Origin of the sequence: Pannonibacter sp. SL95 (genome assembly GCF_026672425.1) — a bacterium.
In the GTDB taxonomy this organism is placed as follows: Bacteria; Pseudomonadota; Alphaproteobacteria; order Rhizobiales; family Stappiaceae; genus Pannonibacter.
Map to the genome: position 1 here is coordinate 1,019,486 of NZ_JAPPRC010000003.1, position 21,602 is coordinate 1,041,087.

20 protein-coding genes and 1 tRNA gene are annotated in these 21,602 nt (G+C 65.3%); 10 read left to right on the forward strand and 11 right to left on the reverse strand.

Annotated elements, in window-relative coordinates; translation table 11 throughout:
- Positions 1–86: 86 nt before the first annotated feature.
- From dnaG to OVA12_RS05350, 4 genes are all read left to right on the forward strand, one after another.
- Positions 87–2,078: a DNA primase gene (dnaG, locus tag OVA12_RS05335; RefSeq protein ID WP_268135192.1), complete on the forward strand. Its 1,992-nt coding sequence runs from the start codon at positions 87–89 to the stop codon at positions 2,076–2,078.
- A 454-nt stretch (positions 2,079–2,532) separates the two neighbouring features.
- Positions 2,533–4,551, forward strand: coding sequence for an RNA polymerase sigma factor RpoD (rpoD, locus tag OVA12_RS05340; RefSeq protein WP_268135194.1), 2,019 nt, complete (start codon positions 2,533–2,535; stop codon positions 4,549–4,551).
- Positions 4,552–4,967: 416 nt separating this feature from the next.
- On the forward strand, positions 4,968–5,786 hold the full coding sequence (locus OVA12_RS05345; RefSeq protein ID WP_268135196.1) for a hypothetical protein: 819 nt from the start codon (positions 4,968–4,970) through the stop codon (positions 5,784–5,786).
- The gene (locus OVA12_RS05350) at positions 5,758–6,438 is read left to right on the forward strand and encodes a DUF930 domain-containing protein (protein ID WP_268135197.1); all 681 of its coding nucleotides are present in this window, start codon (positions 5,758–5,760) and stop codon (positions 6,436–6,438) included. The genes OVA12_RS05345 and OVA12_RS05350 overlap by 29 nt, the downstream gene beginning before the upstream one ends.
- A 12-nt stretch (positions 6,439–6,450) precedes the next feature.
- Here OVA12_RS05350 and OVA12_RS05355 read toward each other — a convergent pair whose 3' ends face one another.
- The 3 genes from OVA12_RS05355 to OVA12_RS05365 form a co-directional block, all read right to left on the reverse strand.
- Positions 6,451–7,602, reverse strand: coding sequence for an amidohydrolase (locus tag OVA12_RS05355; RefSeq protein ID WP_268135198.1), 1,152 nt, complete (start codon positions 7,600–7,602; stop codon positions 6,451–6,453).
- A 130-nt stretch (positions 7,603–7,732) separates the two neighbouring features.
- Positions 7,733–8,509, reverse strand: a complete 777-nt coding sequence (locus tag OVA12_RS05360; RefSeq protein WP_268135200.1) for a coniferyl-alcohol dehydrogenase — start codon at positions 8,507–8,509, stop codon at positions 7,733–7,735.
- A 160-nt stretch (positions 8,510–8,669) separates the two neighbouring features.
- Positions 8,670–9,269 carry a LysE/ArgO family amino acid transporter gene (locus OVA12_RS05365; RefSeq protein WP_268135202.1) on the reverse strand — a complete coding sequence of 200 codons (600 nt, stop codon included), beginning with the start codon at positions 9,267–9,269 and terminating at the stop codon, positions 8,670–8,672.
- A gap of 92 nt (positions 9,270–9,361) precedes the next feature.
- On the opposite strand from OVA12_RS05365, the gene OVA12_RS05370 reads away from it, so the two are divergent.
- From OVA12_RS05370 to OVA12_RS05385, 4 genes are all read left to right on the forward strand, one after another.
- Positions 9,362–10,273, forward strand: a complete 912-nt coding sequence (locus tag OVA12_RS05370; protein ID WP_268135204.1) for a LysR family transcriptional regulator ArgP — start codon at positions 9,362–9,364, stop codon at positions 10,271–10,273.
- Positions 10,274–10,399: 126 nt separating this feature from the next.
- Complete coding sequence (locus OVA12_RS05375; protein WP_268135206.1) at positions 10,400–10,789, forward strand: DoxX family protein; 390 nt, start codon at positions 10,400–10,402, stop codon at positions 10,787–10,789.
- A 164-nt stretch (positions 10,790–10,953) separates the two neighbouring features.
- Positions 10,954–11,364, forward strand: a complete 411-nt coding sequence (locus tag OVA12_RS05380; RefSeq protein ID WP_268135208.1) for a ketosteroid isomerase-related protein — start codon at positions 10,954–10,956, stop codon at positions 11,362–11,364.
- Between the two features lie 24 nt (positions 11,365–11,388).
- Positions 11,389–12,489 carry an NAD(P)/FAD-dependent oxidoreductase gene (locus tag OVA12_RS05385; RefSeq protein WP_268135210.1) on the forward strand — a complete coding sequence of 367 codons (1,101 nt, stop codon included), beginning with the start codon at positions 11,389–11,391 and terminating at the stop codon, positions 12,487–12,489.
- A 51-nt stretch (positions 12,490–12,540) separates the two neighbouring features.
- Here OVA12_RS05385 and OVA12_RS05390 read toward each other — a convergent pair whose 3' ends face one another.
- Positions 12,541–13,041, reverse strand: coding sequence for a cytochrome b (locus OVA12_RS05390; protein ID WP_268135212.1), 501 nt, complete (start codon positions 13,039–13,041; stop codon positions 12,541–12,543).
- A gap of 359 nt (positions 13,042–13,400) precedes the next feature.
- Here OVA12_RS05390 and OVA12_RS05395 point away from each other — a divergent pair, with 359 nt between their 5' ends.
- Positions 13,401–13,988, forward strand: a complete 588-nt coding sequence (locus tag OVA12_RS05395) for a GNAT family N-acetyltransferase (RefSeq protein ID WP_268135214.1) — start codon at positions 13,401–13,403, stop codon at positions 13,986–13,988.
- Positions 13,989–14,072: 84 nt separating this feature from the next.
- Here OVA12_RS05395 and OVA12_RS05400 read toward each other — a convergent pair whose 3' ends face one another.
- The 3 genes from OVA12_RS05400 to OVA12_RS05410 all read right to left on the reverse strand — a co-directional run bounded on the left by OVA12_RS05400 (position 14,073) and on the right by OVA12_RS05410 (position 17,526).
- Complete coding sequence (locus tag OVA12_RS05400; protein WP_268135216.1) at positions 14,073–14,816, reverse strand: SIMPL domain-containing protein; 744 nt, start codon at positions 14,814–14,816, stop codon at positions 14,073–14,075.
- Between the two features lie 197 nt (positions 14,817–15,013).
- Positions 15,014–15,973, reverse strand: a complete 960-nt coding sequence (locus OVA12_RS05405; protein WP_268134326.1) for an IS110 family transposase — start codon at positions 15,971–15,973, stop codon at positions 15,014–15,016.
- A 461-nt stretch (positions 15,974–16,434) separates the two neighbouring features.
- A complete protein-coding gene (locus OVA12_RS05410; protein WP_268135218.1) occupies positions 16,435–17,526 on the reverse strand; it encodes an AI-2E family transporter in 1,092 nt (363 codons plus the stop codon).
- A 235-nt stretch (positions 17,527–17,761) separates the two neighbouring features.
- Here OVA12_RS05410 and OVA12_RS05415 point away from each other — a divergent pair.
- Positions 17,762–17,837 (forward strand) — tRNA-Ile (locus OVA12_RS05415).
- Positions 17,838–18,012: 175 nt separating this feature from the next.
- Here the strand turns inward: OVA12_RS05415 and OVA12_RS05420 are convergent.
- The 4 genes from OVA12_RS05420 to OVA12_RS05430 form a co-directional block, all read right to left on the reverse strand.
- On the reverse strand, positions 18,013–18,720 hold the full coding sequence (locus OVA12_RS05420; RefSeq protein ID WP_268135220.1) for a DNA-methyltransferase: 708 nt from the start codon (positions 18,718–18,720) through the stop codon (positions 18,013–18,015).
- Positions 18,678–18,896 carry a Com family DNA-binding transcriptional regulator gene (locus OVA12_RS23965; RefSeq protein ID WP_442793813.1) on the reverse strand — a complete coding sequence of 73 codons (219 nt, stop codon included), beginning with the start codon at positions 18,894–18,896 and terminating at the stop codon, positions 18,678–18,680. Before OVA12_RS23965 ends, OVA12_RS05420 begins: the two co-directional genes overlap by 43 nt.
- Positions 18,897–19,036: 140 nt before the next feature.
- A complete protein-coding gene (locus OVA12_RS05425) occupies positions 19,037–19,252 on the reverse strand; it encodes a hypothetical protein (RefSeq protein ID WP_268135222.1) in 216 nt (71 codons plus the stop codon).
- 18 nt (positions 19,253–19,270) lie between these two features.
- Positions 19,271–21,508, reverse strand: a complete 2,238-nt coding sequence (locus OVA12_RS05430) for a hypothetical protein (protein WP_268135224.1) — start codon at positions 21,506–21,508, stop codon at positions 19,271–19,273.
- Between the last annotated feature and the right edge of the window lie 94 nt (positions 21,509–21,602).

Sequence of the window (21,602 nt, forward strand, 5' to 3'; positions counted from 1 at the left end):
GCAGCGCAAGCCATGCGTCGTGCCGGTGCCTTTTCTCTATAAACACGGTCCGCACAGGCGCGGTGCCCCGGGCGGCAGACAGATCCATGCGTTTTGACACTCGCTTGCTCGATGAAATCAAGGCCCGGCTGTCCCTGTCGGACATCGTCGGCCGCCGTGTGTCCTGGGACCGGCGTAAGACCCAGCCCGGCAAGGGTGATTTCTGGGCCTGCTGCCCGTTCCACCAGGAAAAGAGCCCGAGTTTTCACGTTGACGACCGGCGGGGCCGCTACAAGTGTTTCGGCTGCGGTGCATCCGGCGACCATTTCCGCTTCCTGACAGACACCGAAGGCCTGAGCTTCCCCGAGGCCGTGGAGCGTCTGGCCGAGCAGGCCGGCGTGGCCTTGCCTGCTGCGGATCCGCAAGCGGCACGACAGGAAAAGAAGCGGGCGGGTCTCGCCGAAGTCTGCGAAATGGCGGCGCGGTTCTTCCAGATGGAGTTTGGTGGCCCGCGCGGCGAGGCTGCGCGCGCCTATGTGCAGAAGCGCAAGCTGCTGCCGGCCACCTTGTCCGAATTCCGCTTCGGCTTTGCGCCGGACACACGCGATGCCCTGAAGAAATATCTCGCCGGGCAGGGCGTGGACGAGCCGGTGATGGTCGAGGCCGGGCTGGTGATCAAGCCCGAGGACGGGCGCCCCTCCTATGACCGGTTCCGCGGCCGGCTGATGATCCCGATCCATGATGACCGCGGCCGCGTCGTCGCCTTTGGCGGGCGAACCCTCGACCCGGATGGTCAGCCGAAGTACCTCAACTCGCCGGAAACGCCGTTGTTCCACAAGGGCATCATGCTGTTCAACGCCCACCGGGCGCGCGAACCGGCCTACAAGTCTGGCCAGGCCGTCGTCGTAGAAGGCTACCTCGATGCCATTGCCTTGTGGCAGGCCGGCATCCGCCACGTGGTGGCAACGCTTGGCACCGCGTTTACCGAAGATCAGGTGATGCGCCTGTGGAAGCTGGCACCCGAGCCCGTCGTCTGCTTCGACGGCGATGCGGCCGGCATATCCGCCGCACACCGTGCGATCGACCGCATCTTCCCGGTGCTGAAGTCAGGCTACTCCTTCCAGTTCTGCTTCCTGCCGGACGGGCAGGATCCGGACGACCTGATCAAGACACGCGGTCTGGACGGCTTCCTTGAGGAGGTTGCCAAGGCGCAGCCGCTGTCCGAGGCCATCTGGGACCGCGAAGTCTCGGCCGCAAATCTCGACACGCCGGAGCGCAAGGCAGCGCTGGAGAAGCGCTTCGAGGACCTGATCGGGGCGATCCGCGACGAACGCGTGCGCCGGCGCTACCAGCTCGACCTGCGCCTGAAGCTGTCGAACCTGTTTTTCGAGCAGGCACGGCGCAAGCGCTTTGCCGGCGGCACTGCCGGTCAGGCCGGGGGCGGCGGGTTTGGCAATGGCGGTGGCGGGGCAGGGGCCTCCAACGCGCTGGTGTCAACAGATCCTGGCGGGCGCACCATTGCCGCCCCGCAAGGTCCGATGTTCGGCATCGAGCGGCTGATCTGCGGCCTCTGCGTGCGCTATCCGCATCTCCTCGACCGGCACATCGAGCGCGTGTCGCGGCTGGGCTTCTCTGATGCCCTGCACGCGCGCTTCCGCACCGAGATCTGCCGGGTGGCGTCGGATTACGACAAGCTGTCGGTCGCCGATTTCTACGAGAGCCTCGACGACACATTCTACCAGATCCTCGGCGAGGTGATGCAGAACGGTGACCAGAACGGCGGTACGGGGCTTGGCAGTTTCTCCGAACTGGCACAGCGGTTTCCGCTGCTGCGCAAGGATCCGCCAGACGACTTTATCGAGGCGGTGTTCCTGCATTTCCTCGACAGCCTTGAATTGATCGCGCTGGAGCACGAACTGAAGCAGGAGCTTGACGCGGCCGAGGTCGAACTGAACGAGGGCGCGTGGAACCGCATCCGGGGCCTGACACAGGATCTGGCGCGCCGCCGCGAGGAATGTGCACGCGAGGAAGCTGAGCTTGCCGAGCGGGCCAAGAAGCTGCGCAGCGCGCCGCCAGTGGCCGCGCAGGGCCTGTCCTGAACCGGTGATCGTGCCGCTCGGGCGTCTGCCGCGTTTACGAAAGGCCATGTTTTATCGCGAATCGCATTGACTGGCGGCGAATCACACTTGCGAATCACATGCGTCGAGCTAAATAGGGAGAATCAGGCAGCTCACCACGCTCCGCATGGCATGTGACCACGGACAGCTCACCGAGAGATGCTGCGACATCCTGACGTTTGGCCCGGCACGGCCGCCTGACCGGTGGCTGTGCGGGAACGGGTTTGGTCAGCCGGACGCCCTGGGCGGAATTCGGCAATCAGGCCTTACGGTTAAGTGGGACTTAAGGGACAAGGATTAAAACCCGAATCATCAACCGGTCCCCGGGCGCAGCGCCAATGGCAGCGCGTCCTGGTGGATTTCGCGACGGTGGTGCGGATCGAGTTCGGACAGGCGGGCGCGACGCCGCAGCACTGCGGCGGTTCTGGAGCAGACAATGGTAGCTAAGGCAACACAGACGGAAGAAGCACAGGAAGCGTCGGCGGAGGGTCAGGATGGCCCGTTGCTCGACCTCTCCGATGCCGCCGTCAAGCGCATGATCAAGGCCGCGAAAAAGCGCGGCTATGTCACCTATGACGAACTGAACGAGGTGTTGCCCTCCGAGCAGGTGTCCTCCGAGCAGATCGAGGACACGATGTCGATGCTCTCCGACATGGGCATCAACGTGATCGACAGCGACGAGGTCGAAGAGGCCCAGGTCGACGACAGCGAGGAAGGCGGCGAACTGGTTCCCGCTGCCCCGACCGCGCTGGCGAAGGCTGGCTCGGGCCGCGAGCCGACCGACCGCACCGACGACCCGGTGCGCATGTACCTGCGCGAGATGGGCTCGGTCGAGCTTCTGTCGCGCGAGGGCGAAATTGCCATCGCCAAGCGCATCGAGGCTGGCCGCGAGGCGATGATCGCCGGCCTTTGCGAAAGCCCGCTGACCTTCCAGGCCATCATCATCTGGCGTGATGAGCTGAACGAGGGCAAGGTTCTCCTGCGCGACATCATCGACCTTGAAGCGACCTATGCCGGCCCGGACGGGCGCGGCGGGCCGGTCGTCGGCGAGGGCGAGGAAGAGGAAGTCGAGCTCGACGACGAAGGCATGCCGAAGCGCGCGCCGGTCGAGGGCGAAGCGCCGCGCGGGCCGGATGGCGAGCGCACCGGTGAGGAAGGCGAGGAGGAAGAGGACGAGTTCGAGTCCAACGTTTCCCTGTCGGCCATGGAAGCCGAGCTGAAGCCGCAGGTGCTGGAAACCTTTGACCGGGTTGCCGACAGCTACAAGAAGCTGCGCCGCCTGCAGGACCAGCTCGTCGAGAACAAGCTGGCCAACAAGACGCTCTCGCCGAGCCAGGAGCGCCGCTACAAGAAGATCCAGGAAGAGCTGGTCGCGGACGTCAAGAGCCTGTCGCTCAACCAGAACCGCATCGATGCGCTGGTCGAGCAGCTCTATGACATCAACAAGCGCCTGATGGGCTACGAAGGCCGCCTGCTGCGTCTGGCCGACAGCTACGGCGTCGACCGCACCGACTTCCTCAAGCAGTACCAGGGCGCCGAGCTCGACCCGAACTGGCTGCGCAAGGTGGCAAACCTTGCCACGCGCGGCTGGAAGAACTTTGTCGCCAAGGAAAAGGACACCATCCGCGAGCTGCGGCAGGAGATCCAGACCCTTGCGACCGAAACCGGCCTCGAGATCACCGAGTTCCGCAAGATCGTCTCCATGGTCCAGAAGGGCGAGCGCGAGGCGCGCATCGCCAAGAAGGAAATGGTGGAAGCGAACCTGCGCCTCGTGATCTCCATCGCCAAGAAGTACACGAACCGCGGCCTGCAGTTCCTCGATCTCATCCAGGAAGGCAACATCGGCCTGATGAAGGCCGTGGACAAGTTCGAGTACCGCCGCGGCTACAAGTTCTCGACCTATGCCACCTGGTGGATCCGGCAGGCGATCACTCGCTCGATCGCCGACCAGGCTCGCACGATCCGCATCCCGGTGCACATGATCGAGACGATCAACAAGATCGTCCGCACCTCGCGCCAGATGCTGCACGAGATCGGCCGCGAGCCGACACCGGAAGAGCTGGCCGAAAAGCTGCAGATGCCGCTGGAAAAGGTCCGCAAGGTCCTCAAGATCGCCAAGGAGCCGATCTCGCTCGAAACCCCGATTGGCGACGAGGAAGATTCCCACCTCGGCGACTTCATCGAGGACAAGAACGCGGTCCTGCCCATCGATGCGGCGATCCAGTCGAACCTGCGCGAGACGACCACTCGCGTCCTCGCCTCGCTCACCCCGCGTGAAGAGCGCGTGCTGCGCATGCGTTTCGGCATCGGCATGAACACCGACCACACCCTGGAAGAAGTCGGCCAGCAGTTCTCGGTCACCCGCGAACGTATCCGCCAGATCGAAGCCAAGGCCCTGCGCAAGCTCAAGCACCCGAGCCGCTCCCGCAAGCTGCGCTCGTTCCTCGACAGCTGAGGCGGGTCGCAAGCACGACATCTTGAAAGGCCGGTCCGCGTGACCGGCCTTTTTTGTTGGTCGACGTTGGCACTGAACAAGCCCTCTCCTAGGTCATCCCCGCCTCGTGCGGGGATCCACACGGCCTTGCATCAACCTCCGAGCCCGGTTGCACTTGCCTAAGTTGGATCCCCGCACGAGGCGGGGATGACCGCCGATGGTTGTCCGGTGTGGGTGGTCCCGTCGTGCGCCTTTGTTGCATGCCACGTTGGTTGCCATGTTCACACCGCAAGCGCCCCCTCTCCTAGGTCATCCCCGCCTCGTGCGGGGATCGATCTTTGGTGGGGATCCACAAACCCTGGCGATGCCCCCCAGTGGATAACTCGCCCCCGCGTGGCTGCAACCATTCCCGCTCCCATTTCGCCGCATTTGTCAGTATGCATCAGCCCATGGAACAGGAGCGGGTCACTGGTGTTGCGCGGTTTGGGGGAGCCATCGGGCTGTCCGTGCTGCTGCATGTCGCGATCGTCGGTGTAATCCTGGCCGGTGCGCCCGATGTGCTGCCGCCGAGCCGTGAGCCGGTGGTCGAGGTGACGCTCGTCGAGCCGCTCGCGCCCGAAACGAAGCCCGAACCCAAGCCAGAGCCCGAACCCGAGCCTGAAAAGCCGGAACAGAAGCTGGACCTGGCCGAGCTGCTCGCGAAGCCGGAGCTGGACCTGAAGCCCGAAGCCGAGCAGCCAGCCCCGCCGCCGCCGCCTGCGCCAGAGGTTGCGGCGCCTGAGCCCCAGCCTGCTCCCCCTCCGCCGCCAGAGCCTGAACCAGAGCCAGAGCCGGAACCCGCACCCGAGCCCGAAAAGGCGCCCGAAAAAGCACCTGAGCCTGCCCCGGCTCCTCCGCCCGCTGCGGCACAGGATCAGCCGCCGCAGCCCTTGCCCGTGCTTATTCCCGTCGTCGAGTTTGGCGAGGAGGACAGCGGACCGGAGGCGGCTGCGGACGGCAGCGCCGCGGAGAAGGCCGAGGTGACCGCCGACACCAGCGCGTCCGCAGAAGCCGAGGCGCCGGCCGGTGGGGGCGCTGGCGACGGCGGTACGGATGCCAACGCCCCATCCGGGCAAGAGCAGACCTCGGATGCGACGGAGCCCGCCAGCGCGGCTGTCCCTGAGGTGGCCGATCCGGTGCCGCTAGGCCGAACCGGCTGCAGCAGTCGCGGCGGAAGCGCCCGCCGAGGTGCCGGCCGCTGCGCCGCAGGCGTCTGACATCGCCGCACTGGTGGCCACGGCGGGCGACGCGCCGGAAATCGCCCCGCCGGCCCCCGGTGAACCTGAGCTGGTCGCTCCGGCGGAAACGGATGCCAATGCCGACCTGCCAGCCTCCGTCCTCACCGGCCCGCTGGTGGCCAAGGCACCGCCGCGCCCCAAGCCGCAGCAGCTGGCAAAGGCCGATCCTGAAGCTCCGCCCGGCGCAATTCGTCCAGGGCGCGGCAAGGGCTCGGGCACCGGAACCGGCGATGGTTCCGGGCCTGGCAGCGGGTCATCAACCTTGGGCAATCTGAAGCCCAGCCGGCGGCTGTTCTCGAACACCCTGTCGGGGGATTCCCGCGCCAAGACCGCCATGCGCGGCATGCCGCGCGAGATGCGGGCCGACGTCCTGTGCATGACGGAGCTTCGCGCCCAGCTGACCGATGCCTCACCGGCTTACCGGCCGGAGATCCTGCCGACCTTCCGCCTCAAGACTGGCACTGTGCTGGCGACAGACCGGGCCGGGTTCCGCGCCGGCGGCTACTGGTACAACGTTGCCTTCCGCTGCGAGCTGGACGAGGACATCACCAAGGTGAAGTCCTTCGCCTTCGAGGTACGCGGCGCCGTGCCACGCGGCGAATGGGCCGCCCGCGGCTTCCCGAGTTACTGAGCTGAATCTGGCTCAGCCAAGCTGCTGGCGGATGGCCCGCAGGAACAATCTTGCGCCAAGCTCGATCAGGTTATCGGGGAAATCATAGTCGGGATTGTGCAGTGCCGGACGCGTCTCGCCCGCGCCCAGGAACACCATCGCGGAGGGGCAGAGGGCACGGAAGCGGCCAAAGTCTTCCGAGGGACGCAAGGGCAGGGATCCTGCCGACCAGGTGATCCCCTCGGCATCCAGCGCCGCGCCAAGCGCTGCGACAGCGTCGGGTGCGTTCTCGCAGTGGTGGAAGATGTCGTGATAGCTGAAGCTGAGGCCAAGCCCGAAGCGGCTGGCGGCGTCTTGCGCCAATTGTTCCGCGTCATGGCACAGCGCGGCCATGCCGGCATCCGTCTGCGTGCGCAGGGTGGCCCAGATCTCGCCATCGCCGGGGGCAATGCCGAAGGCTTTCTCGCCCAGCCAGGCATGCGTCACCGTGACAAGCCGGAAGTCTGGATCGCTCTGCGTCCCCCGGGAGAGGCGCGACAGGGCCGGCATCAGCTCCGCCAGCGCCGGCATGGGCGAAGTTCCGGTTTCCGGCTGCGAGGCATGCGCCGTCTTGCCGGCAAACCGAAGGCGAAGACCACGTGAGGCACAATTGACCGGCCCGGCTTTCAACTCGGCCTTGCCGATGGCAAGACCGGGGATGTTGTGCAGCGAGAGGGCGAGATCGGGGCGCAGCTCTGCGAAGACCGGATCGGCTATCACGGCGGCCGCGCCGGAGCCGTCCTCTTCCGCAGGCTGGAACAGCAGCACCACACGTCCGCGCGCGGGTCGGCTGCGCGCCAGCCCCATCGCGACGGCTGTCAGGATCGTCGTATGGCCGTCATGGCCGCATAGATGCGCTTTACCGGGAATGGACGAGCCATAGGGCAGCCCGGTCTTTTCCTCGATCGGCAGGGCATCCAGTTCCGACCGCAGCAGCAGCGTTGGTCCTGGCTGTCCGCTTTCGTAGACCGCGGCCAGACCATGCCCGCCGAGACCGGTCACCAGTGCGTCTGGCCGGGCATTCAGCTGCAGGAACGCCGCAACCCGGTTCGCCGTTTCGCGTTCCTCGCCGGACACCTCCGGATGACGGTGAAGATCGTGACGCAGGGCAACGAGACGCGGATAATCATCGACGGACAGGGACATGCTGGCCTCTTCACGGGATCGGCGGTGTTGAAGCCGATCTGATCCGAACGGCGCGTCCTGCTCAAGCGACAAGTTTGGTGAACCGGTCAATCTCCCGGGTACCATGAATGACGACCGGAGCTGCTGGTGTTCAGAGCCCGTGCTGCTGGCTGAGGATATGCCGGTTCATGCCGCCATCGGCCTCGATGTTTGTGCCTCGCAGCCATTTTGCTGCCTCCGACAACAGGAAACAGACGACGGGAGCGATATCCTCCGGCCGGCCGGGCCGGTCCATGACCCGCATGTCTTCCTCGACGCGCGCACCCAGCGTTGCCACGAAATCCTTCAGGATCGGCGTTTCGACCGGTCCTGGCGACACACAGGTCATGGTGATGTTGCGCGACCGCCAGGTCCAGCGGTTCTGAAGGGTCCAGACGATCAACGCTTCCTTGCTCAGAAAGTAGGATCTCCCGTCCGGCCGGTTCAGTCCTTCCGCAGCGCAGAAACCTGCCACGTCATCCTCCGGCTGCAGGGCCAGCGTGCGCCTCACCTGCGGCAGGTGATCCGGCCAGCCAACGCCGGCAAGCGAGGCGAGATTGACGATCGATGCGCCGTCGGCAAGCTTCGGGATCAGCCCCAGCGTCAGCTGCTTCAGGCCTATCAGATTGACACGCAGCACGGCTTCTGCTGCGGCCGTTGGCGGCAGGCCGGCGCTGTTGGCAAGACCGTCCAGACCTTCCGGCAGAGCCTTGATCAGCGCGGCGACCTCGTCCGGGCGGGTCAGATCGGCCTGGAGGCTTTCCTCAAGCCCAGCGACCGGGTTCCGGTCGACGGCGATCACCCGGGCGCCCTCGCGTGTCAGCGCCTTGCAGATGTCCGCCCCGATCCCGGATGCCGCTCCTGTTACAACGATGGTGCGTCTGGTCATGGTCTTGGCCCTGCTGCCTGTCTGCGGGATGGCAAGCATGGCCGTGGGGGAGGGGGCATTGAAAGACGCTTTGAGCCTCGCTCTGCTTCATTGCGCGGCCAACCAAGCTGAACTGCACGGCCAGTCACACGTTGTCCCGGCGATGCGAAACCACGCAGCGTCAGAGGATCAGCTTGATCGCCAGCCCGATCATCACCACCGCGATCACGCCATCCAGCACCCGCCAGGCATTGGGCCGCGCGAAGACCGGAGCCAGAAGGCGGGCGCCGTAGCCCAGCGAAAAGAAGAACAGGAACGACCCGGTCACGGCTCCCGCGCCGAATGCCGCTTCCCGGCCGGGATACTGGCTGGCGATCGAGCCGATCAGCAGCACCGTGTCGAGATAGACATGCGGGTTAAGGAAGGTGAAGGCGAGGGCGGTGGCCAGCGTTGCGCCTAGCCCTTGCCGCGCACCATCGCCGGAGGTGAGGGCGCTGCTGCCGGTCATCGCAGATCGGGCGCTGCGCAACCCATAGGCCAGGAGAAACGCCGCTCCGCCATAGCGCAATGCTGGTTCGATGCCGGGAATCAGGTCAGTGACCGTGCCAAGGGCGAACACGCCGAGCGAAATCAGCAACGCGTCGCTGAGCGCGCAGGTCAGGCAGACCACAAAGACATGCTCCCGTCGCAGCCCCTGCCGCAGCACGAAGGCATTCTGCGCGCCGATGGCGATGATGAGCGACAGGCCGAGAAACAGGCCAGACAAGGCGGCAGTCAACATGCGGGGCTCCAGGGCAGACATTGCCCAGACCACGTAGCGTCAGCCCTTGAATTAGACTAGCTAATAAATCTCATCTGAGATTAGACTTGCTAATGCACTTTGATCCATCCCATCTGGCCGCTCTGGCGGCGATCCTGCGTAGCGGCAGCCTTGATCGCGCGGCACGTCATCTCAACGTGACGCCCTCTGCCATTTCCCAGCGGCTGAAGGCGCTCGAGGATCGCGTCGGTGCGGTGCTTGTGGTGCGGGGCCAGCCGGCCACCGCCACGGAAGCCGGCGAGCGGCTGCTGCGCCATGCCGAGGAAGTGGCGCTGCTGGAAGACGCCCTCGCGCGCGATCTCCAGCTTGCAGGTGTCGGGCAGGCGTCGCTTCGCCTTGCGGTGAATGCCGACAGCCTTGCCACATGGTTCATTCCCGCCATGGCGCAGGGCGCGCGCGATGGATTGCTGTTTGACCTGAAGATCGATGATCAGGACCACAGCGCCGACTGGCTGCGCCGGGGCGAGGTGAGGGCCGCAGTCAGTTCCGATGCCGATCCGGTCCAGGGCTGCGACTGCTTCTTTCTCGGATCGCTCACCTATGTTGCCACGGCCAGCCCGGATTTCATGCGCCGCTGGTTCGCTGAGGGCGTCACGGCCCACAGTCTCGGCGTCGCACCAGCCATGACCTACAACGCCAAGGACCGGCTGCAGACCCAGTGGATCGAAACCACCTTCGGCATTGCCCTGTCGCCGCCAACCCACTGGCTCGCCTCGACCAATGCCTTTGTCGAGGCCGCCCTTGCCGGCCTTGGCTGGGGCATGAACCCGGACCTACTGGTGCGCGAGCATCTCGCCTCCGGTCGGCTGGTTGAACTCCGCCCAGGGTCCCGCCTGTCGGTTCCCCTCTACTGGCACGTCAGCCGCTCGACAGCGTCTTCGCTTGCTGCGTTGACCCGCGCCGTTCGCCAAGCCGCCGCCGAGCGGCTCGCCGGCGTGAAACGCTCTGAGCCGGTGGAACGGTAGGTTTTGCACTTCCAGTCATGGCTGGTGCGGCTTAGCCGCCTGCGTCCCATTGCCGATTGCGTCGAACCGGTCCTACAAAAAAGACTGGGCCGGTCTACCGGTCCTGTTCTCACATCGGAGACTGCCATGAACTTCCTCTCTGGCCACACAAGCAGCCTGCTCAGCGCCTTGCGCCTGATGTCCGGCCTGCTCTTCCTTCAGCATGGGACGACCAAGTATCTGTCCTTGCCGCCCAGTGATTTCTCCGGTGTCGCGCCATTGTCCCTGCCCGGGATCGCCGGAATGATCGAACTGGCGACGGGCTTGCTGATTGCGGTCGGCCTGTTCACGCGGCCGGCGGCGTTCCTGGCCTCGGGCACCATGGCAGCTGCCTATTTCCTCGCCCACGCACCGCAGAACTTCTATCCGATCCTGAATGGCGGTGAGCTGGCGGTGCTGTACTGCTTTGTTTTCCTCTACCTGGCGGCAGCCGGTGGCGGTCGCTTCAGCGTTGACGCATTGCTTGGCCGCGCCTGAGCTTTCTGCCCTGGAAACAGCTTCCGCGCGGACTGCGCGCGGAAGCCACTTGCTCTCTCGTGATTTCGCATTTGGCGAACTGAAGGCCGCGATCATGGCTTGCCATAGGGACCGGGAGCGGGCTCAATGTGGATCCTTTCGCTTGTGCAGCATCCGGATTCCCCATGCCAAACGCCCAGTCCCTTGCGCTCCTCAACCGCTACTATGCCGCCTTCAATGCCGGCGACACGGCCACCATGGTCGCGCTTGTCACCGATGATGTCGCCCATGACGTCAACCAGGGTGGCCGGCGAACTGGCAAGGCGCTGTTCACCGAGTTCAACGCCCACATGACCCGCTGCTACAAGGAGACGCTGACCGACATCGTCGTCTTCGTCAGCGAGGACGGAACACGGGGCGCGGCCGAATTCATCGTCAATGGCACATATCTCGTCTCGGACGAGGGGCTGCCCGAGGCGAAGGGCCAGACCTACCGCCTGCCGGCCGGCACCTTCTTCGACATCCGCGATGGCCAGATCGCCCGCATCACCACCTATTACAATCTGGAAGACTGGATTGCTCAGGTCAGTGCCTGATCCTGCCACCGGGAGACCATCGCCATGAAAGTCATCGTTGTCGGCGCCGGCATTTCCGGGCTCTCCACCGCCTGGGCCCTCGCCAAGCGCGGGGCAGAGGTCACGCTGCTGGAACAGGGGCCGGTTCCCAATCCGCTGTCCGCCTCGGGCGACCAGCACCGCATCATCCGCCGCGCCTATGGCGGTCAGGGCGGATACCAGCGCCGGATTTCAGATGCCTATGCGACGTGGGACGAGATGTGGTCGGATCTTGGGGCGAAACACCTTGTCGACACCGGCTTCCTGCTTCTGTCGCAGGAACCGGGCGACGAGGGCGAGCGCTATCGCCAGGGCATGATCGACGGCGGCTATGCGCTTGACGACATGACCGGCGCGGAAGCCGAGGCCCGCTACCCGTTCCTCGATGGCAAGACCCTGCGGTTTGCGGCCTTCAATCCCGAGGGCGGTGTGCTGCTCTGCCAGAAGATTGCAGCCGGCCTCAGGGACTGGTTCATCGCCCGGGGCATTGACCTGCGCGAAAACACGAGGGTCACGGCGATTGACCGGGCGGCCGGATCTGTGTCTCTCGAAGATGGCACGGTGCTCACAGCCGACCGCGTGGTCGTGACGGCAGGGGCCTGGGTGGTGCAGCTGGCGCCGGATCTCGCCCGCCACCTGACGCCGTACCGCACGGCCGTGGTCTATCTCGATCCGCCATCCGATCTGAAGGCTGCCTGGAAAGCCGCCCCGGTGATCCTTGATGTGGGTGGCAAGGTTGACGGCTACGTGCTGCCGCCGGTGCCCGGCACCGGGCTGAAATTCGGCGCAGGGATCCACAAGTACAAGAACGCCGATGCCAACGCCAACCGCGTTCCGGTGCCGGGCGAAGGCGAGACGCTGCGCAATCATTTCGCCCCGCCCTTTGGCCGGATCGCGGAGTACAAGGTGACGGATGTGGTCACCTGCGCCTACACCTTCACATCGGACGAGCATTTCTTTGTCGAGGAGGATGGCAAGGCCGTCTTCGTCTCCGCCTGTTCCGGCCATGGCTACAAGTTCGGCGCTGTCGTCGGTCAGAAGATTGCGGAGGGCGTTCTCTCCGGTGACGTCAAGACCGCACGCATCTGGCTGGAAGCGCGCGACTGAAGCCTGATCCGGATGGCAGCCCCATCCGGATCCGTCTTGCGGGTGTGTTCATTAGCGGCCGGGACGCAGCATCCGGGCCATCGTGTCGTCTTTCAGTACGGCACGGTGCCAGACGACGGCCAGCACATGCAGCGCGATGAGCAGCACGAACACCGGCTTCATCGCCTCGTGGATCTCGCCTGCGTCATGCACGCCGAGATACCACGCCACCAGGCCGGTCACCGGCATGGCCAGGAGCAGGGCATAGAACAGCCCGTGCGCTGCCTTCATGATTGCGAGGGTGAGCGCCGTGCCGCCGGCCGGGGCGGGTGCGCCGCGCGTGAACCGCAGCGCAAGCCGCCAGACGGTCAGCGCCAGGATCGCGATCCCGGCCCAGATATGCAGGTTGCCGAGAACGACGGTTGCGGTTTCCGGGTCCGTGCCGCGATTGAGCGCGCGGCCGAGATCCTTGATCTCCTCGCCAAAGACAATCTGGAAGATGACGAGGGCGGCGATGACCCAGTGCAGGCCGATCTGCAGCGGGCTATAGCCCTGGATGGCTGGGCGTGACATGGCTTCACTCCTGGCTGATGCTCCGGCAGTGGCCGGCAGAACTCGCCCACCATGCTTCTTGCCGTCTTGGTGAAAGAACTTGCCGATGGGCGCGCCTCGAATGCTATCGCAAGCCCCCGGCAAGGCGAGCGCGAAGTTGTCGCCAAATGTAACCTGCTGCCGGCTTAGTTCTTGCGCGCCCCTGGCCCGTTCTCGCCGCGAGATTGTTTGAGCGGCCGACGAAGCCCGCTTGCGGTTGACTGCTCTGCATCCATTGCATGGCTGCCCTGCATTCGCAGCGGCCAGCAAATCGCCTCTTGTCTTTTTTGTGGCAACACGGGCATCGTGTGCAAAAAACAAAGGCACCGCAGGGAGGGCATATGCCGGTTCAGATCAAGCTTCTCACCAATCAGGCGCTTCAGGATGCCCTTGAGGATCTGGCGCGTCTGCGCATCGAAGTGTTCCGGGCCTGGCCATATCTCTACGACGGTAGCATGGACTACGAGACACGCTATCTCGCCCGCTATGCGGCGACCTCGGGTGCGGTGATCGTGGGGGCTTATGACGGGGACCGGCTGGTGGGCGCTGCCACCGGCGAACCGCTGGCCAAGGAAGTCATCCAGTTCCGCGAACCCTTCGAGGAGCGCGGCTTTGATCTGAAGCAGATCTTCTATCTCGCCGAATCGGTGCTGGATCCCGCCTATCGCGGCCAGGGGCTCGGCCATCAGTTCTATGATGCCCGCGAGGCGCATGCCCGGGCGTTGGGCTTCACCCGTGCCACCTTCTGCGCCGTGCAGCGGCCGGATGACCACCCGGCCCGGCCGGCGGCTTATGTGCCGCTCACCGACTTCTGGCGCAAGCGCGGCTACACCCCGCTTGAAGGCGCCGTTGTCTATTTCCCCTGGAAGGACGTTGGCGAGACGGAAGAGACCGAAAAGCCGATGCAGGTCTGGATCAAGGATCTCTGACCCTCTCGTTCCGATCCGGCAGGCGACGGGTCGTGCATAAGGGCCTCAGGGCAGGGCGCATCCCCACCCTGAGGACAATCCGGCTCAGTTAGCCAGTTCGTAGACGATGGTGACGCTGGCGCTCAGCGTTTCCTCGCCGGACAGCATCGGCGGGGCCGCTTCGGCGGACATCGCGGCCATCCGGTACATCGGCTGCGGCACAGCCGCGCCGCCCTCGCTCATCGACAGCACCTTGCCAAGCTTCACACCGGCGGCTGCGGCATAGAGTTCCGCCTTGCGGCGGGCATCGGCGACGGCCGCCTTGCGCGCATCGTCAGAGCGCTTGTCGGCATCCGACACGATGAAGCTGACACCGTTGATGGCGTTGGAGCCGCTGGCCACCATGGCGTCGAGCAGGTCGCCAAGCTTGGCCATGTCGCGCACCTTGATGCTGATGCTGTTGCTGACCTGATAGCCGTCGATTACCGGCGCCTTGTCGGTCTTGCCGTAGTCCGTGTACTTCGGCTGCACCGAGAAGCCGTTGGTCTGCATGTCCTTTTCGGCGACACCGGATGCCTTGAGCTTTTCCACCACGCCGGCCAGCGCCTTGGAATTGGCAGCCAGCGCCTCGGCAGCCGTCGCAGCCTCGCTGATCACGCCACCGGAAATCATCGCCTGGTCGGGGGCAACAACGATGTTGCCGATGCCCTGCACGGTGATGAAGAGATCGTGCTTGGCGTCCTCGGCATGGGCGGCCGTCGTGGCGAAAGCAGCGCTGAGCGCCAGCGGCAGGGCAATCACCATGGCCCGGAGCGGACGGCGGACAGAACGGGTCAGAGGCAAATTCATCGTAAAAAATCCTTATGCTCACGAGGGGCATGAGAACCCTCGCCCCGGAATGCGGCAAGTCAAAGGCGCGTTTGCGCCTTTCCGTCCTCCAAGGTGTCGCCCCGGGCGAAGCGCAGCGCGAGCCCAAGGTGACACGAAGAGGTGTTGCTCATATGCGGCATTGCCGTCGCGTGGTGAATGCACCTTGCTCCGTGTCATCAACTCTGTTGTTGTGCGTTTTGCCTGATCCTTGCGTTCAGGATGACGATGATCTTTCGCATGAGGGCGGCGATTGCGAGGATTGGCTTCTTCCCGTTGTTGATAAGCCTTTGATAGACCTCCTTTAATGGCCCGTTTGCGCGGCTTGCGGACAAGGCGGCCATGAAGAGGGCCGGCTTGACGGTGGAGCGTCCGCCGTGCATCCGGCGATATCCCTTGAGGGTTCCGCTGTCCTTGGGATGAGGGGCGACCCCGGCGAGGCTTGCGGCCTGGCGCCGGTCCATCGTTCCCAGTTCCGGCATGGTTGCGGCGAGGGTGATGGCGGTGCGCTTGCCCACGCCCGGCAGGGAGCAGCAGACCTCGATCCGGCGGGCGAGCTGCGGCGAGGCGTCGACGAGCGCCTCGATGGCGGCGTCGATGGCCTCGATCTCGTGCAGGATCGCCCGCAGGATGACCTGGCAGGAGCGGCGGATGATCGCGATGCCAGGTCCCTCTCCGGGGATCTTTGAGCGGTTCTGCTCGGCCACCTTGAGGGCGAGAAGCTCCTGACGGCGGGCATTGAGGCTGGCGAGTGTGCTCTGGGTCTCATCGGCCGGCGTGAACAGGGCGAGTGTCTTCCAGCGCTCCTCGCCATAGCGGGCCAGAGCCTGGGCATCGATGGCGTCTGTCTTGGCAAGACGGCCGAAGGACCGGCTGAATGCCTTGACCTTAACGGTATCGGCCCGGTGGCAGGCAAGGCCTGCTGCCGTCAGTTCGCCCACCAGCAGGCGCTCGTGGCCGCCGGTCGGCTCCAACACGCACAGGCAGTCGGCCGACAGGCCTGTCAGCGCCTTGCGGATGCTGGCGGAGCGGTTGGGGAAGGTCGTGACACGGCCGGTGGCGGTGTCGAAGGCGGTGATGCTGTCCTTGGCGACATCGAAGCCGCAGACATGGGCGGGAGGCTGCTGCAGGGCGGGCATGGCCGTGCTATCCTTGACGTGCTTCGGATTGTTTGCGGGCGTGGGTGTCAACCAGAGGCCCAATCAACTCTCCAAGCGGGAAAAGGGAAGCGTCAGGGAGCCATGATGACAGCGGGTGAAAACCCGACCCCGGGACGGTCGCCTGACGCTGAAGCTGCGGGTTAAGGGTCGCAGCTTCCCCTTTACCCTAGCACCTCGGACAACAAACAACCCCGGGCGGAGCGCAGCGCAGACCCGGGGCCTACTCGTTCGCAGAGCAGCAGAGACTGGCAGGGTCGTACCACAGGCTGCGGAGAGGTCGCGCGATGCCTGCCGCAGCGCTGCTGCACGCACCGCACCTCTCTGCAAGCGAGTAGACCCCTGTGTATGGAAAGTCGGGCTCGGCGCTTCGCTTGGCCGGGGTGACATCCGTGGGTTTATCCAGACCGGCGGACACAGGCCCCGTTCGGCACCGGACTGCGTTACGGGCGCACCAGCGCCGTCTCCCCCGCAGGCGTCTCGCGAGGCTGCAGCGGCGGGCCGACATTGCCGTCTGCGGACAGGAGCACGGCAATCGGCCGGGTCTGCGGGATCTGGGCGCAGATGATCAGGATCACCACCGTCAGCGGCACGCAGAGCACCATGCCGGTCACGCCCCAGATCGCGCCCCAGAAGGCCAGCGACAACAGGATGACGAGGCCGGAGAGGTTGAGGCTGGAGCCCATCAGCTTCGGCTCGACCAGGTTGCCGAGGATGAACTGGATCAGCCCGAGGCCGATGGAGATGACGAGGAACGGGCCATAGGTCTCGAAGAACACCAGCGCCAGCAGGCTCGGGAAGATGACGCTGATCAGCGAGCCGATGGTGGGAATGTAGTTGAGCAGGAAGGCAATGAAGCCGAACAGCGCCGCATAGGGCAGCCCCAGCACCAGCAGCAGGCCCGTTGTGGCCATCCCCGTGGCGAGGCTCACGCCCGTCTTGATGCCGAAGTAATGCAGCACCCGGCGGTTGATCTCGGCGCGGATGGCGAAGGCTGCCTCGGCGCGGGCGGGCGAATCAAACAGCGCGGCGTATTTGCGGTTGAAGGTCGACTGCTCGATCAGCAGGAACAGCACATAGATGAAAACCAGCGAGGCCGAACCGGCCATGGTGGTGATGAAGCTGGCCGCCTGGGTGACCAGCTGCGTCAGCGAGGTTTGCGGGAACAGGTCCCGCATCTGGAGTGGCTCGCGCAGGCCCGCCATGGCCGACAGGCTGGCGAAGACCTGTTCCAGCCGTGCCTGGTAGCCCGGCGTGTCGCGCGCCAGCTGCGTCAGGTTGGCCGCCACAAGGTCGAACATGAAGGTCGCGGCAGCGAAGATGATGATGAGCGCGATCAGCAGCGCCGGCAGGGCCGGCAGCCGCCAGCTGCCCAGCGGTATGGCACGCAGGCCGCTCGCCAGTGCATTGATCAGATACCAGACGATCAGCGCCGTCACGAAAGGCAACAGCAGCGCCCGTCCGACGACCAGCAGCCAGCCGGTCAGGCAGACAAGCACAAGGGCCAGGGTGACATTCAGAAGGGAGTTTCGCATCAGGGCCCGCGCTTGCAGCTTCAATCCGCTGCCACCCTGCACGCGACGGGCACAGGCTTGCAAGGGGGGCAAGCCGCCGTGAGGCCAGGACGGCGGGCAGTCCACATCGCGAGGCGGCGCAAACGCTGCAGCACAGCCACCGCTTTGCGGCCCCGACCATCCCGCACAACCCCGCCGCTCACCACTTGCCCGACACGGCAAGCCTGGTGTACCAGAAGGCTCCGCCTTTGGCGCAGGGCCTGTAGCTCAATGGTTAGAGCCGTCCGCTCATAACGGATTGGTTGGGGGTTCGAGTCCCTCCGGGCCCACCAGATCTTTCCCCAGTGTTTTCCCGCCCGACTGCCTTGCAAGACATGCCCGCCGGCGTGCGACCTAGTCGCAGTGTAGCCGGACGCGATTTTTTGCAAATTTGACGCAGGCTTTTGCAGCAGGCCCTTTGTAGCCGTCGCCGTCTGAATGCACGGCAGCGGCGTTTTTAAATGCCGCTTACGCGCTCTTTGAAAGCCGTTCGCAGGCGATGTCGAAATAGGCCTCCTCGCGCTCGCAGCCGACGAAGAACCGGCCACTGCGGAGCGCCGCGACGCCGGTGGAGCCGGAGCCGGCGAACGGGTCGAGGACCGTGCCCTCGGGACATGCCTTGATCAGGTCATCCATCAGCGGCACGGGCTTGCCCGTCGTGTGCAGCTTCGGGCCTCCGGCTGTGACCGAATGGCGGAACACGCCGGGCAGCGCAGGCCCCTCATTGGAGTGCCAGGCTCCTTTTGAGCCCCAGATGACGAACTCGGTCTGGGCGCGGAACCGGCCCTTCTGCGGCCGGCTCGCCTCGGTCTTGTCCCAGGTGACGATGCCGCGCCAGGTGAAGCCGGCCGCCTGAAACGCGCTGGTGATCACCGGCAGCTGCCGCCAGTCGGTAAAAACCAGCGCCGTCGCACCCGGCCGCAGCACGCGGAACGCGTGGGTCATCCAGAGCGTCGACCATTGCAGATAGGAGAACTGGTCCCGGTTCTCCCCGCTGAACTCCGGGTACTTCTCCGGCGAGGAGAGGTACTTGTTGTTGGCGCTGTCTGCCGTCCGGGTGCCTGCGTGCAGGCCACCGGAGGAATAGGGCGGGTCGGTGACCAGGGCGTCGAACTGTTCGGCGGACTGGTCGATCAGCCAGGGGATGGCGTCGAGGTTATGCAATTGCCAGCGCATGGGCCGGGCTCCGTGTCGGGCGCTGTGGGACTGTCGCGCTCAGGTGCGGGCTCGGGCGGCCTCAGGTGATTGATCGTGCCGCAGCGGCGGCACTTGATCTCGATGGCGGGTGCGGATGGCGCAGCCGCCATCCGGAAAAGCAGGGCGCGGCAACAGCCGCAACGAATGTCTTTCATCTTACCGGACGACTCAGCCACACTGCCGGCGCTCGCGCGAGCAGCGGGTGCGGCGGTGATCCTGATCGGTCTGCCGGGCGGAGCCTGCGAATGGTCCCCGCCGTTCGGGCCGTTGGCGCGGCCCGGACCGCCCGTCGCGGTTAGCTGATCGTCGCCATCACGGCGTCGTAGATCTCCTGGCTGCTGGCGCTCTCAGGCAGCCCCTCCAGCACTACATCGCTGGACCGGGTCCCGGCGTCGTCGGCCCATTCGAACCGCACGTACCAGGTATCCGGCCGGCCCGTGTCGCCAGGCTCCTCGGGATCCGGCAGGCGGCCGGGGCGAAACTCAGTGGAATGGATCAGCAGGGTAATCATCGGCGATCTCCTTGGCCGTTAGGTTGCAGTGTAGCCCTGTGCGTTGATCCGGACGGTGCCGGCAGCGCTGAGGTTGACGTTAAGCGCGGTGTTGGTGCTGACCTGAAGCCCCGTCGGCAGCTGCACCGACACGGGCACGTTGACCGGGAGAGGCATGCGCCACCGCTCGGTCGTGCCGTCGAGAATGATCAGGTCGACCATGGCTGCGCCGGTGTTGATGGCCTGGATTGCCGTCAGATGACGCCGGAGACCGGACCCGGCCGCACCCTGGATCACCTGCGCCGTGGTGGTCGTCAGTGCGGCGGACATCGACCATTCGGCGTCCGGGATCGAATACGGTTTGACGACCATCGCGCCGATCATCGTGGCCAGCGCATGGACCGCGTCTCCGGACGCGGACATGGGCGAGGGGTTGCTGGAGCGCGCGCGGACGCCCATGGCCATCGGGTTGACCGATGACAGCGAGCCATCCTCTGCAGTAGCGCCAGCGACCGATGACGCGCCGCCCTGGATGGTGACCGGGAACGCATCGCTGCTGTCGCCGCCCGGCCGGGGAATGGCCTCGACGCGCAAGCGCTCGAAATCGATGAGCCTCAAGAACGACAGCCTAATATCGCTGCGTTTGATCACAGCGCCGCCGCATGCGGTCGCCGCAATGTCACCGCCGCTCGGCGAAACATCGGCGTTGATCTGCTCGAGGAGCAGTGTGGTACCGTTGATCTCCCGGACCCTGTACGCTCCGTCGACGCCGACCGCAGCCCCGAGCGGGGCGACGGTCCGCCTGCACCCGACCACGTTGACGTAGTCGCCGTGAATTAGCCCTGACCAACTCGCGGAGCCCGTCAGCGTCACGACATTGTCCGTGCGGGCAACCGAGATGATCGATTGAGCCACCGCGCCAGCCTGGCCCTGCCCACCCTGCGCCAACGAGACATAGCCGCCATAGGAGGTCGCGGTAGCCGAGGGGCCAAAAGCTACCGTGAAGGTCGTCGCATTCACAACGCTGGCGACCGTCGCCGGAGTGCCCATAACCGGGAAGTTCGTTCCGTCGGCGATGCCGAAAATCACGACCTGACTGGCAGCGTTGAGGCCGTGCGGCAGGTCGGTGACAATCGTCGCGGTCGAATTCCCCGCCTTAGCGGCGCTGATGATCTGCGCGACAGGGCGCGTGATCGCCTTGTTGTGCTGCGCGCGCAACCTGACTTTGTAATTTTGGGTTTCGTCAGGAATAACCTGCGACCGGCGTGCCCTGTTAGACGGTTGCGAAGCGCTGTCCACACCCACATCAGACACCTGCACACTGTCAACTCGCGAGACCATCCGGGTCTCAACAGACGGCAAAAACGCATAAGTGCGGGCGACGTTGATCGGCGATTGCGAGGTGGTCGAACCGGTCGTGATGCGATGATCGCCAGCGACGCTACCGGTGGGCATCAGGTCACCGCTGGCGCTGCGCAGGTAAAACGACGCAGAGGTCTGAGACGCCCCCTCAAAAACCAGCGAGACGCCATTTTGTGCGCGGCCCATGCCGGGCCGCAGATACAGCGTGCCGGAAGTGAGCGGCCCGGCCGTCACCGATGGCAACGTGCCATTGACGCCAGCCGTCACCGTGAGGGTAGTCGCGGTCGGTGTTGTTGCGACGACCACCCCGGCGTAGTTCAAGCGGCTGTCTGCAACATCGCAAATGCCGATGCGCTTGCCCGGAACAAGCCCGTGCGGGACCGTCGTCGTGATCGACAACACCGTACCAGCCTGGCTGATCGACGCAATCGCCAGATCTGGCACATCCGGCAGCGCCGGCTCGTCAGACACGACCTCGATCGCCGCCTCAAGCCCGACAGCTCGTTGCGACATGTGCAGACCGAATGCCAGGTCATACGGCATCGTAAAAAGCGTCTTGCCAGTCACGACAGTTTCAGTGCCGGAGCTGAGCGGGTCTTTCGAGATTACAAGGTAGCTGGCGCTGATTGCATTGCCGTCAACGGCGGCAATGTCGCCCGGTGCCAGATCGAGTTGCCAGCGATCGGCTGAGAACGTCTCGAACGCCTCGCGGAATTTGCCCACGACATTGGTCGCGGCAACCGAGGTAAATGCGACCTCCTCGAACACCCTGACGGCCTGGCCGGCACCGTTCTCCCGGACCGTCACCCGCATCTGGGGCATGCGCGCCAGCCGCGCCTGGCGCTGGCCATGCCGCGACAATGTCACCAGCGGCAGCCACGGTGCCGCGTCATTGACGCGCCCCTCAATGTCCACTAGCGCGCGCGGGTCGGCGCAATCTGCCTGCAGGACAACGTCGCCGGAGGGGCTCCAGGGCGGTGAGACGGCGGCGGCGGCGGTTGTCGAAAAT